This window comes from Brenneria corticis, from assembly GCF_003115855.1.
Lineage (GTDB): Bacteria > Pseudomonadota > Gammaproteobacteria > Enterobacterales > Enterobacteriaceae > Brenneria > Brenneria corticis.
In genome coordinates this window covers 124,044-137,096 of record NZ_KZ819075.1, presented here as the reverse complement: position 1 = coordinate 137,096, position 13,053 = coordinate 124,044, and the positions used below count along the sequence as shown (strand labels likewise).

General features: G+C 55.6%; 10 protein-coding genes. 8 read left to right on the top strand and 2 right to left on the bottom strand.

Annotation, left to right across the window (positions count from 1 at the left end):
• Positions 1 to 16 precede the first annotated feature (16 nt).
• Positions 17 to 979, bottom strand: a complete 963-nt coding sequence (trxB, locus tag DDT56_RS07270) for a thioredoxin-disulfide reductase (RefSeq protein ID WP_136165801.1) — start codon at positions 977 to 979, stop codon at positions 17 to 19.
• Between the two features lie 288 nt (positions 980 to 1,267).
• On the opposite strand from trxB, the gene DDT56_RS24375 reads away from it, so the two are divergent.
• From DDT56_RS24375 to DDT56_RS07240, 7 genes are all read left to right on the top strand, one after another.
• Positions 1,268 to 1,420 carry a hypothetical protein gene (locus tag DDT56_RS24375; RefSeq protein ID WP_156803277.1) on the top strand — a complete coding sequence of 51 codons (153 nt, stop codon included), beginning with the start codon at positions 1,268 to 1,270 and terminating at the stop codon, positions 1,418 to 1,420.
• An 88-nt stretch (positions 1,421 to 1,508) separates the two neighbouring features.
• Entirely contained in the window at positions 1,509 to 2,003 is a 495-nt protein-coding gene (lrp, locus tag DDT56_RS07265; RefSeq protein WP_005967536.1) for a leucine-responsive transcriptional regulator Lrp, read from the top strand.
• A 114-nt stretch (positions 2,004 to 2,117) separates the two neighbouring features.
• The gene (locus tag DDT56_RS07260; RefSeq protein WP_136165800.1) at positions 2,118 to 5,369 is read left to right on the top strand and encodes a DNA translocase FtsK 4TM domain-containing protein; all 3,252 of its coding nucleotides are present in this window, start codon (positions 2,118 to 2,120) and stop codon (positions 5,367 to 5,369) included.
• 174 nt (positions 5,370 to 5,543) lie between these two features.
• Entirely contained in the window at positions 5,544 to 6,155 is a 612-nt protein-coding gene (gene lolA, locus DDT56_RS07255; protein ID WP_136165938.1) for an outer membrane lipoprotein periplasmic chaperone LolA, read from the top strand.
• 7 nt (positions 6,156 to 6,162) lie between these two features.
• Positions 6,163 to 7,506, top strand: coding sequence for a replication-associated recombination protein A (locus DDT56_RS07250; protein ID WP_136165799.1), 1,344 nt, complete (start codon positions 6,163 to 6,165; stop codon positions 7,504 to 7,506).
• Positions 7,507 to 7,612: 106 nt separating this feature from the next.
• Positions 7,613 to 8,908, top strand: a complete 1,296-nt coding sequence (gene serS / locus DDT56_RS07245) for a serine--tRNA ligase (RefSeq protein WP_136165798.1) — start codon at positions 7,613 to 7,615, stop codon at positions 8,906 to 8,908.
• Positions 8,909 to 9,402: 494 nt separating this feature from the next.
• Positions 9,403 to 10,554 carry an MFS transporter gene (locus tag DDT56_RS07240; protein ID WP_136165797.1) on the top strand — a complete coding sequence of 384 codons (1,152 nt, stop codon included), beginning with the start codon at positions 9,403 to 9,405 and terminating at the stop codon, positions 10,552 to 10,554.
• A 1-nt stretch (position 10,555) separates the two neighbouring features.
• On the opposite strand, the gene DDT56_RS07235 is transcribed toward DDT56_RS07240, so the two are convergent.
• Positions 10,556 to 11,479, bottom strand: a complete 924-nt coding sequence (locus DDT56_RS07235) for a LysR family transcriptional regulator (RefSeq protein ID WP_136165796.1) — start codon at positions 11,477 to 11,479, stop codon at positions 10,556 to 10,558.
• Between the two features lie 265 nt (positions 11,480 to 11,744).
• Here DDT56_RS07235 and DDT56_RS07230 point away from each other — a divergent pair, with 265 nt between their 5' ends.
• On the top strand, positions 11,745 to 13,049 hold the full coding sequence (locus tag DDT56_RS07230) for a cytosine permease (protein ID WP_136165795.1): 1,305 nt from the start codon (positions 11,745 to 11,747) through the stop codon (positions 13,047 to 13,049).
• The last annotated feature ends 4 nt before the right edge of the window (positions 13,050 to 13,053 follow it).

The following is a 13,053-nucleotide window of genomic DNA, read 5'->3' as shown; positions in this document are numbered from 1 at the left end:
GGATGGCGACGGCGCGTTATTTGGCGGCGGTTAACCCGTCCAGATAACGCTCGGCGTCAAGCGCCGCCATGCAGCCCGTTCCGGCGGAGGTGATGGCCTGACGGTAAATGTGATCCATCACATCGCCGGCGGCAAAGACGCCGGGAATGCTGGTCTGGGTGGCATTGCCGTGAATACCGGACTGTACCTTGATATAGCCGTTCTCCAGCTCCAGCTGACCGCCGAAAACCGCGGTGTTGGGGCTGTGGCCGATGGCGATAAATACGCCGGCCAGCTCCAGCTCTTCGGCGGCGTCGGTACGGGTATCGCGCAGGCGCACGCCGGTTACGCCCATCTGGTCGCCGAGGACTTCGTCAAGCGTACGGTCGGTATGCAGAATGATATTGCCGTTTTCCACCTTGTCCATCAGCCGGTCGATAAGGATTTTCTCCGAACGGAAACTGTCGCGGCGGTGAATCAGATGCACCTCGGCGGCGATGTTGGAGAGATACAGCGCTTCCTCAACGGCGGTATTGCCGCCGCCGACCACGGCGACTTTCTGGTTGCGATAGAAGAAACCGTCGCAGGTGGCGCAGGCGGACACCCCTTTCCCTTTGAAAGCCTCTTCGGAGGGCAGACCCAGATAGCGCGCGGACGCGCCGGTGGCGATAATCAACGCATCGCAGGTATATTCGTCGCTGTCGCCGAAAAGACGGAACGGGCGGGTTTGCAGATCGACGCGCTGAATATGGTCGAAGACAATCTCGGTATTGAATTTTTCCGCGTGCGCCTGCATGCGGTCCATCAGCAGGGGTCCGGTCAAGCCTTCCGCATCGCCCGGCCAGTTTTCCACTTCGGTGGTGGTGGTCAACTGACCGCCTTTCTCCATCCCGGTAATGAGTACCGGATGTAAATTCGCCCGTGCGGCATAAACCGCAGCCGTGTAGCCAGCCGGGCCTGAGCCCAGAATCAATAACTTATGGTGTTTAACGGTACTCATGAGTTCCTCATTTCACGATGACGGACATATGGGGGATGATTGTAAGGAAATTACCTGAGTAAAAAAAGCGTGTGGCGAAGTTGTTAGCTATTTGTTTAATCGTCAATGTTTATTGCCGCGGTAAGTTGCTGATAGATCAGCCGCATTGATAAGTAAAATGACTGAAAGCGCCTGAGAATCCGGCTCCGGCTTATTTAATCTGGTACTTTCTTCTGATTTTATCTGTTTTGCTTTGACAATCAGCTGTGCTTTTGCGAAAACATCTGGGTAAGAGGAAATTTTTTGTATGTGAATAGTCAAAAGCTCGGTTTTTTATTCGTCGCCTGTCTGGCTGGTTGCGCCACGGATAAATCGTTTTTGCCTGGTGTAACACTTTTAGCACTGCGCAGGGCGATGACGGATAGCGACGAAAAAGAGCATGATTTTTGCTATGCAAAATAGACAACGGGTGTTCTTTAGGGCGGCTCTGAGACATTGAAGTTGGTCGGAGTGTAGCAGGTTCAGGGAAGAGTGAAGAGAGACAATAATAATGGTAGATACTAAAAAACGGCCAGGAAAAGATCTCGATCGTATCGATCGCAACATCCTGAATGAACTGCAAAAAGACGGTCGTATTTCCAATGTCGAGCTTTCCAAACGGGTGGGGCTGTCACCAACACCCTGTCTGGAGCGGGTACGTCGTCTGGAGCGACAGGGTTTCATTAATGGCTATACCGCGCTGCTCAATCCGCATTATCTGGATGCCTCGCTGCTGGTTTTCGTTGAAATAACGCTGAACCGCGGAGCGCCCGATGTGTTTGAACAGTTTAATTCGGCGGTGCAGAAGCTGGAAGAAATTCAGGAGTGCCATCTGGTTTCCGGCGATTTTGACTACCTGTTGAAAACCCGGGTGCCGGATATGTCCGCCTATCGCAAGCTGCTGGGCGAGACGCTGCTTCGACTGCCGGGGGTGAACGATACCCGCACCTATGTGGTGATGGAAGAAGTGAAACAAAGCAATCGTCTGGTGATTAAAACCCGATAAACGCATGGGTGCAAAACCCGATAAATTCAGCTACACTCCTGTGAATTTATACAGTTTCAGCGCCGGGAACCCTCGGCGTTTTGTCATAAACCTTTACAGGCCCTGGAGAGACGCTTGAGCCAGGAATATACAGAAGATAAAGATATTACCCTGAGAAAACTCAGCGGTACCCGCCGTTTGCTAGAAGCGATTTTGATCGTGGTGGCGCTTTTTGCCGTTTATCTTGGCGTCGCGATACTCAGTTTTAGTCCTTCCGATCCCAGTTGGTCGCAAACCGCGTGGCATGAACCCATCCACAACGTCGGCGGGGTGGCGGGAGCCTGGCTGGCGGATACGCTGTTTTTCATTTTTGGCGTGCTGGCTTATGCCATTCCCCCGATTATGCTCTGTCTGTGCTGGTCGGCTTTCCGCCATCGCGATAGCCAAAACTCCATCGACTATTTCACCTTTTCGCTGCGCCTGATCGGCACGCTGGCGTTGATTCTGACCTCCTGCGGCCTGGCGGCGTTGAATATCGACGATCTCTACTATTTCGCTTCCGGCGGCGTATTGGGCAGCCTGCTGAGCAGCTCGATGATCCCCCGCTTTAACAGCATGGGCGCCACGCTGATCCTGCTGTGCGTCTGGGCGGCCGGCTTAACGCTGTTTACCGGCTGGTCGTGGTTGACCATTGCTGAAAAAATCGGCGCCGCGGTGCTGGGCTGCCTGACGTTTATGTCTAATCGCTCGCGCAATGATAGCGAGCCGGAGGTCGACGCCTTTGACGAGCGGAAGCAACCGTCCGTAACGGCCGCGGCGAGCGATGATGACGTACTATTTTCCGCCCCTTCGATAACCGAAGCCATCGCCCATACCGCTTCATTAGGGGAGGGGGGCGATCGTCCGTCGTCCGCTCCGGCGACGGACGGGCAGCCGGCGGTGCCGGCACAGCCCGCCGCCCCGCAGCAAATCGACGCGGCTTCAACGCTCAATCCGCCGCTCTATTCGTTTGAGGTTCCGGACTCCGTCTCCGCGGAGCGTGACGGCGACGCCGCTGCGTATCATCCCACCGGCAGCGCCGACATGCCGCCGATCGCCCAACCGCAGGTGGCGCATCCCATCGATCGGCCATCCCACGGCGGACAGTCCGCCACGCCGGAGGCGACGGAGACGGCGTTCAGAGCCAATACTACGTTTACGCCGGCCTTCAGCGCCGACGGTGACGAGAATCCGCAGGTAAAACAGGGCGTCGGGCCGGAGTTGCCGCGTCCGAATCCGGTGCGCATTCCCACGCGGCGCGAGCTGGCCTCATACGGCATCAAACTGCCGTCCCAGCGCCTGGCCGAACAGCAGGCCATGGCGCAGGAGCAGGGCGATACGGCTAACCAGGATATGGCGCCCGGCGACGAGGATATCGCTCAGCAGGAAGCCGCGTTACAGCAGGCGTATCTCGAACAGCAGCGTCAGCGTTACGGGGAAGAGCACCTTGAGCGGGAAGAGGAAGAAAACCAGTTAATACAGGCACAGCTGGCGCAAGATTTTGCCGCGCAGCAGCAGGCCCGTTACGGCGCGCCGGATGCCCCGCAGTCGCATCAGTTAGCGCCGGGCCGCGCCCCCTTGTCGGATACGCCGTCGGGCGGCCAGGTGCTCGGTTTTTCTCCCCTGGCCGATCTGGTTGACGACGGCCCCGTCGAACCCCTATTTACCTTATCGGGGGCCGATGCGCCGTCGCCGGATGGCGATGACGCGGCCGATGTCGCCCCGTACCCGCAGAATGCTTCGGCGGCCGGCTCCGAAGCCGCGTCGCAGGAAAAGGGCGCTGAGCCTGCCGCCCGTCAGCCGATAATGGATAGCCTGATTCATCCGTTCCTGATGCGTAACGACCAGCCGCTGCACAAGCCCACCACGCCGTTGCCCACGCTGGATTTATTGACGCCGCCGCCGGAAAGCGAAGCGCCGGTGGATAGCTTCGCGCTTGAGCAGACCGCGCGGCTGATTGAGGCGCGTCTGAGCGATTACCGGGTAAAAGCGGAGGTGGTCGATCATTTTCCCGGACCGGTGATTACCCGCTTTGAGTTGGATCTGGCGCCGGGGGTGAAAGCGGCGCGTATCTCCAACCTGTCGCGCGATCTGGCGCGATCGCTGTCGGTGGTGGCGGTGCGCATTGTGGAGGTAATCCCGGGCAAACCCTATGTGGGGCTGGAATTGCCTAATAAACATCGTCAAACCGTGTATCTGCGGGAGGTGCTGGACTGCGCCAAGTTCCGCGACAATACGTCGCCGCTGGCCATCGTGCTGGGTAAGGATATCGCCGGGCAGCCGGTGGTGGCCGATCTGGCGAAGATGCCCCACCTGCTGGTGGCCGGCACCACCGGCTCCGGTAAGTCCGTCGGCGTCAACGCGATGATCATCAGCATGCTGTATAAGGCGACGCCGGAAGAAGTGCGCTTTATCATGATCGACCCGAAAATGCTGGAGCTTTCCGTCTATGAGGGGATTCCGCATCTGCTGACGGAAGTGGTCACCGATATGAAAGACGCGGCTAACGCCTTGCGCTGGTGCGTGGGCGAAATGGAACGCCGCTATAAGCTGATGTCGGCGCTGGGGGTGCGTAACCTGTCCGGCTATAACGAACGGGTCATGGAAGCGAATGCGATGGGGCGTCCGATCCCCGATCCGTTCTGGAAGCCGGGCGACAGTATGGATATGACGCCGCCGGTGCTGGAAAAACTGCCTTATATCGTGGTTCTGGTGGATGAATTCGCCGATCTGATGATGGCCGTGGGCAAAAAGGTCGAAGAGCTTATCGCCCGTCTGGCGCAGAAAGCGCGCGCCGCCGGCATCCATCTGGTATTGGCGACCCAGCGGCCGTCGGTGGATGTGATTACCGGCCTGATCAAGGCCAATATTCCGACGCGTATCGCCTTTACCGTATCCAGTAAAATCGACTCGCGCACCATTCTCGACCAGGGCGGCGCCGAATCGCTGCTGGGAATGGGGGATATGCTGTATATGGCGCCCAACTCGTCGATACCGGTGCGGGTGCATGGCGCCTTTGTGCGCGATCAGGAAGTTCATGCCGTGGTGCAGGATTGGAAAGCCCGCGGGCGGCCCCAATATATTGATAGCATTGTCAGCGGCGGCGACGACGGCGAAGGGGGCGGCCTCGGTCTGGACGGGGATGAAGAGCTCGATCCGCTGTTCGACCAGGCGGTGGCCTTTGTGGTGGAGAAACGCCGGGCCTCCATCTCCGGCGTGCAGCGTCAGTTCCGCATCGGCTACAACCGCGCGGCGCGCATTGTGGAGCAGATGGAGGCGCAGGGCATCGTCAGCTCTCCCGGTCATAACGGCAACCGCGAGGTGCTGGCTCCGCCGCCAATGGAGTAACCTGATAAGGGCTGCGGTTGCGGCCCTTATGCAAAGAAGCGTAAAAGCCGCAATTAGCAGACAATTCACCTATCGCTCCCTGAGTGGGTTCAGCTACAGTATTCACCATTCGAAGCGTCTTTTTTTTTCACAACAACGGCTGTGATATCAGGAAATTCAAAGGATTTTTGTATGATGAAAAAATGGTTGGTAGCCGGTTGTTTGCTGTCGGGAATAATATCAACGGCGGCGCAGGCCGACGCGGCCGGCGATCTGCAGGGCCGGCTCAACAAAGTAAACAGTTTTCACGCCAGTTTCAGCCAGACGGTGACCAGCGCCGACGGCGCGGCCGTGCAGGAAGGCGAAGGGGAACTGTGGCTGAAACGCCCCAATTTATTTAACTGGCAAACCACGTCGCCGGACGAAAGCGTGCTGGTGTCTGACGGTAAAACGCTCTGGTTTTACAATCCGTTTGTCGAGCAGGTTACCGCCACCTGGCTAAAAGATGCGACCGGCAATACGCCGTTTATGCTGATTACCCGCAACGACGCCAGCGACTGGCGTCAATATGACGTGCGGCAAAAAGGCGACGACTTTGAGCTGACGCCCAAGTCCGCCAACGGCAATCTTAAACAGTTCGCCATCAGCGTTACCGCCAGCGGCACCATCAAGAAGTTCACCGCCACGGAGCAGGACGGCCAGCGCAGTACCTATGTGCTGAAGAATCAGCAAAACAGCGCGGTTGATTCAGCGAAATTTACGTTTACTCCGCCGCAAGGCGTGGCGTTGGACGATCAGCGTCAGTGAGGTCCGGGTGAGTAATCTGTCACTTGATTTTTCCCGTAACGAATTCCAGCCGCTGGCCGCGCGTATGCGGCCGGCGACGCTGGAGCAGTATATCGGCCAGCAGCACCTTCTGGGCGCCGGCAAGCCTTTGCCGCGCGCGATCGAGGCCGGGCAACTCCACTCCATGATCCTGTGGGGGCCGCCGGGAACCGGGAAAACCACGCTGGCGGAGCTAATCGGCCATTACGGGCAGGCGGACGTCGAACGGATTTCGGCCGTCACCTCGGGCATAAAGGAAATTCGAGAGGCGATTGAACGGGCTCGGCAAAACCGCAATGCCGGGCGCCGGACGATATTGTTCGTCGATGAAGTCCACCGCTTTAATAAAAGCCAACAGGATGCGTTTTTGCCGCATATTGAAGACGGCACCATCACCTTTATCGGCGCGACCACCGAAAACCCCTCTTTCGAACTCAACTCGGCGCTGTTGTCCCGCGCCCGCGTCTATTTGCTGAAGGCGCTGACGGCGGAAGATATCGAGCAGGTGCTGCAACAGGCGATGAATGACGGCGAGCGCGGATATGGCGGACAAAATATCGTCTTGCCGGACGATACCCGGCGCATGCTGGCGGAGTTGGTCAACGGCGATGCCCGCCGGGCGCTGAACAGCCTGGAAATGATGGCGGACATGGTCGAAGTCGACGCGCAGGGCGTACGTACGTTAACCTCGGCCTTGCTTAAGGAAGTCTCCGGCGAACGCAGCGCCCGCTTTGATAACAAAGGCGACCGCTATTACGACCTGATTTCGGCGCTGCATAAGTCGGTAAGAGGCTCCGCGCCGGATGCCGCGCTGTACTGGTATGCGCGCATTATTACCGCCGGCGGGGATCCGCTCTACGTTGCCCGCCGTCTGCTGGCGATTGCGTCCGAGGACGTCGGCAATGCCGATCCTCGGGGAATGCAGGTGGCGATCGCCGCCTGGGACTGCTTTACCCGCGTCGGTCCGGCGGAGGGGGAGCGGGCGATTGCGCAGGCGATCGTCTATCTGGCCTGCGCGCCGAAAAGCAACGCGGTTTACACCGCCTTTAAGGCCGCCATGCAGGATGCGCGCGACCAGCCCGATTATGACGTTCCCGAACATCTGCGCAATGCCCCGACCCGCCTGATGAAAGAGATGGGCCTGGGCGCGGAGTATCGCTACGCCCACGATGAGCCCAACGCCTATGCGGCCGGCGAGAACTATTTCCCGCCCGAAATGGCCGCCGCGCGGTATTACATCCCATCGGCGCGCGGACTCGAAGGTAAAATTGGCGAAAAGCTGGCCTGGCTTGCCGACCAGGATAAAAATAGCCCGACAAAACGCTACCGCTGAACTAAGCGTTGCGGTAAGGTTAGCGGGATAATTTCCGGCACCCGGCCGCGTAACGCGGGCCGCGTACGACAACATTTCATTTGATAATCATAAGCACAGGATTAGCATGCTCGATCCCAATTTACTGCGTAATGAGCTAGACGCAGTCGCCGAAAAACTACAGGCTCGCAGAGGTTTTACACTGGATGTCGACACCCTGCGTAAGCAGGAAGAACGTCGTAAGGTATTGCAGGTAGAAACCGAAAATCTACAGGCGGAACGTAATTCCCGCTCGAAAGAGATCGGCGCGGCGAAAGCCCGCGGTGAGGATATCGAGCCGTTGCGTCGTGAAGTCAACGCGTTGGGCGAGAAACTGGATGCGGCTAAATCCGAGCTGGATCGGCTGCAAAATGAAATCCGCGATGTGGCGCTGACGATCCCCAATTTGCCGGATGATTCCGTACCCCTCGGCAAGGACGAACGCGACAACCAGGAGGTCAGCCGTTGGGGAGAACCCCGCAAATTCGATTTCCCGGTACGCGACCATGTGGCGCTCGGCGAGATGGCCGACGGCGTTGATTTCGCCGCCGGGGCGAAATTGGCCGGCGCGCGTTTTGTGGTGATGAAAGGGCAGATTGCCCGCCTGCACCGCGCGCTCTCCCAGTTTATGCTGGATCTGCACACCCAGCAGCACGGCTACCAGGAAGCCTATGTTCCCTATCTGGTCAACCATGCGACCCTGTACGGCACCGGTCAACTGCCTAAATTCGGCGAAGACCTGTTTCATACCAAACCGTTAAGCGAGGAAGCGGATACCAGCAACTACGCGCTGATTCCTACCGCAGAGGTGCCGCTGACCAATCTGGTGCGCGACGAAATTCTGGACGAAGCGGCGCTACCGCTGAAAATGACGGCGCATACGCCCTGTTTCCGTTCGGAAGCGGGCTCTTACGGCCGCGATACCCGCGGTTTGATCCGTATGCACCAGTTCGACAAGGTCGAACTGGTGCAGATTGTTCGTCCGGAAGACTCCATGCAGGCGCTGGAGGAATTAACCACTCATGCTGAAACCGTATTGCAATTGCTGAAATTGCCGTACCGCAAAGTCCTGCTGTGCACCGGCGATATGGGATTCGGCTCCAGCAAGACCTACGATCTGGAAGTGTGGCTGCCGGCTCAGGACACCTACCGCGAGATCTCCTCCTGTTCCAATATGTGGGATTTCCAGGCGCGTCGCATGCAGGCGCGCTGCCGCAGCAAAGCGGATAAGAAAACCCGCCTGGTCCATACGTTGAATGGTTCGGGGCTGGCGGTAGGCCGCACCCTGGTGGCGGTGCTGGAAAACTATCAGCAGGCGGACGGTCGCATCGAGATCCCCGAAGTCCTGCGCCCCTATATGGGCGGCGTGGAATTTATCGGCTGATACCGTAAAAAGCGCCTGAGGGCGCTTCAGAGCGTTGACAAAGTAGCTATTGGTAATAGCCGTCATCCCCGCGCAGGCGGGGATCTCAGCAACACCGAACCGCTTGCGGAAGCAGGTCCCCGCATACTGCCGCGGGGATGACCGGTGGTAGTCTTCGGGGATAACTATTTCGATGTGGGGTTCGTCATCACTCTTAAGCGCCTGAGGGCGCTTTTTTTAATGCGTTAAGTACGGCAATATTTTTTCATCAAGAAAATACTTTTTCCCTCCTTACGACGGCGTTTTGATTATATTTCTCCGGCAAAATTTATTTAAAATCATTGTGGTAGACATTAACCCCGTCAGCGGCTTATCCGTTTGGTTTTTTGTTTGATGAATTCTTTAAATCAATAAGGAAATAAACGGAATTAACGCATTTTATGCGGATTGACTTTTAAATACGCAGTGGCATGATGCGCTCACTCTTTTGCCGTTGTCTGGTTATCCATTTCACTATGTCTGCTTACTCACGCCCAGTGCTGTTATTGCTCTGCGGCCTTTTGCTGTTGACCGTCAGTATCGCCGTACTGAATACGCTGGTACCGCTTTGGCTAAATTATCAGCAGCTTCCGGTCTGGCAGGTGGGGCTTGTCGGGTCGTCCTATTTCGGCGGCAACCTGGTCGGGACATTATTGGCAGGCAAACTAATCAGGCTCTATGGATTTAATCGCAGCTATTACTGCGCCGCCATTTTATTTGCGATCGCCTCTATTAGCCTGGGGATTTCTGTTGATTTCTGCAGCTGGTTATTCTGGCGTTTTCTCGCCGGCGTGGGTTGCGCGTTAATTTGGGTTACCGTGGAAAGCGCATTGCTGTGTACCGGAACGGCGACGCAGAGAGGTCAACTTTTAGCCGCTTATATGATGGCGTATTACTTTGGCAGCGTAATAGGACAGTTATTGCTGAGTATATTGCCAACGACGTTGCTGAGCGTTTTACCCTGGGCCGTCGCGTTGGTAATTCTGGCGATGCTGCCTCTGCTGTTTACTTATATTCCCGCGCCCATGAACCAGGAGAAAAAAGTAAACGTATGGCAGATGCTGAAATACCGCAGCGCGCGGTTAGGCATTCACGGCTGCGTTATCTCCGGGGTTATTCTGGGATCGCTGTATGGGTTAATGCCGCTCTATCTTTCCCATCAGGGAATGAGCGATGCGCGGGTGGGATACTGGATGGCGTTGCTGATTAGCGCGGGCATTGTCGGTCAGTGGCCTGTCGGACGTCTGGCCGACAGGTATGGCCGCCTGCTGGTGCTGCGGGTGCTGGTTTTCGCCGTTATTGTCGGCTGCCTCGCCATGCTGAGCATCAGCAATTTTGCGCTGGCGCCGGCACTGTTTGTGTTGGGATGCTCCGGTTTTACGCTTTATCCCGTCGCCATGTCGTGGGCGTGTGAAAAAGTTCGCCCCGATGAGTTAATCGCCATGAATCAGGCGCTATTGCTGAGTTACACGCTCGGCAGCCTGTGCGGGCCCGGCCTGGCGGCGGTGCTGATGCAGACCTATTCGGATCGGTTGCTGTTTGTGCTGATCGCCTTGGTTTCATTGTACTATCTGGTCATGCTGCTGAAGAAACCCGATCACCATCCCAAGCCATTTGCCGCCGCCTGAGTTATGGCTGCAAACCGGCCAGCGAGCTTTCGCCGGCTTCGACCATATTATTCCACAAGGCCTCGGCAACGGGGCTTAACCGCTGTTTGGCATTTCTGATGAGATAAAAGATACTGGTCAGGCCAAGCGAACCCGGAGCAATAGGCGTAAGCTTTCCCTGCGCCACCCAGGGAGCGGCATAGTGATCGGGAAGAAAACCCGTATGCGTTCCTGCCAACAGCAGTAATATGCTGCTTTCAAGATGCCATGCCGTATTTTGTAATCCCTGTTTGGCGACCGGTCCTAACTGTTTGCTGATTTCATGCAGCGCATGCCCGCCAACCAGTAATCGGCGCGGGTCAAGCGTGCCGTTTCGCCATTCCCGCTCAATCCGGTCCGCATTTCCCGATGAGGTATAAAAATTACTGTGTTCAATAAACACCGGCTGAAAATAGATATCAGGCGGAACATCGTCAGGTAATACGCTGAGGACGATATCTAACTGGCTGTTTTTTAGTCGTTCCATTAGCGGGGTATAATCGCCGATCTCCAGTTCAACCGTCGCTTCCTCACTTTGGCTATAAAGTTTGGCGATGGCGGTTGAGGTGACCTGTGCCGGGTGCGTTACGGTATTGTCCAGACAGCCAATGCGAACCTTGCCAATCAGTTGATGCTTGATATGCGCCAATCGATTGGCAAAATCATCCAGCGTGGCAATAACCGCCTTGGCTTCCTGATAGACAACTTCCCCTTCGGTGGTCAAAGAGAAACCACCCCGGCCCCGTTCACAGAGCACTAGATCCAGCGTGTCTTCAAGGCGTGAAAGATAGTGGCTGAGTATTGGCTGGCTTAATCCTGTCGCCTCTTGGGCATTTGTAATTCCTTGTTTTTCAACTATTTTGCAAAAAAGTTTTAACCAGCGAATCTCCAGTTTATCCAAACGCATAATCGTCCCTTCGGATACATAATATCTTTAAATGTTAACATCATAATATATCTGTATTAATCAATATAATTTCCCTTTACCTTATACGCACGTCACATACTAATGTGAGCGCCACGGAAATAGCGTGGTTTTATGCGTCACACCAGGGTTTTTCTAATAAAAATGGCACCGTCAATTATTTGACTGTGCCATTGTTTTATACGGCATAATATCTCTTCAGAATAAAGATAGAATAATTATTAGTTTGCTATTTAATGGAGGATATATGTCTCAAAGGGAAACCGTACCAGAAGATGAACCGCAGACCCGGCAAATTTATGACTATGAATATGAAGCCGTACCGCCTGAGGCCCGCAAACGCTGGTACGTTATCGCCCTGATATGGCTGGCGGTTGGTATTGATATTTCAGGTTTATTTCTCGGCGCTTTTTTAAGTTCCGGATTGCCTTTTATACCGGCGGTCTGCGCCACGCTAATTGGCTCGGCCCTGTTGGGAATACTGGCGGCATTATGCGCCAACGTCGGATATGGCTGCGGGCTATCCACCACCTTACTTAGTATCTCGGTATTTGGCCGCCTTGGCGGTAAACTGATTGGTATTTTCTCCGCCGTTTCCTTGCTGGGATGGTTTGCATTTCAGCTCGACTTTTTTGCCATGATGTTGCAAAAGGTATTGATGCACTATCAATTAGCGCCCGGCCGCTTACCCATACTGTTATTTGGTATGGTGTTGATGACCTTTACCGCTATTTGGGGCGTCAGGGCGCTGGGGAAATTGAGCTCGTTCAGCGTGCCGCTTATGCTGATATTAATTATTACCGGCATCGTGCTGGCGGCCGCCAGTCATTCAACCGCGCCGGTAATAATAATCAAAACGCCTCTCGGTATGGGCGCCGCCATCTCCTATGTTGTCTCCATCTGGATCGTTTCCGCTGTAATGTCCCCGGATATCGCGCGGTATGCTAAAACTCGCAAGGATGCGTTGCTTGGTGCCGGGCTGGGGTTTGGTTTCGGTAATAGCGTTACGATACTGGTGGCATTGGTATTGATGCATCTGGTCGGCAGCGAGGATCTGGTCGAAGTCTTTTTCAGCATCGGTCTGGGATTGTCGGCTATTCTGGTGCTCATTTTTGCCCAGTGGACAACCAATAGTTCTAATCTTATCTCTGCATCCTTGGGACTGTCCGTTGTGGTCAGAGCGTTGTCCCGACCGGTGTTGGTCGTTTTGCTGGCGATTGCCGGGTTGTTATTGGCCTACAACGGCATGATTAATAACTTTACGCACTTCCTGTCGCTGCTAGGCGTGTTGATTTCACCTATCGCCGGCGTCTATCTTGCCGAGTATTATTTTTTTGACTCCGAACATCTGCGACGGGATATATCACAATCTCCGGCGCTTAACCTGGCCGCGGCTCTCGCCTGGCTGTGCGGCAGCGTGGTTAGCGTATTAACGTCCCCGGATTTTTTTGACGCATTTACCATAAGCTCCATTTCCGCTCTGGACGGCGTGATGATCAGTATGGCGGTTTATCTTATCGTGCATAAAATTTTTCCGCGGCTGGCAGGCTAAGTAA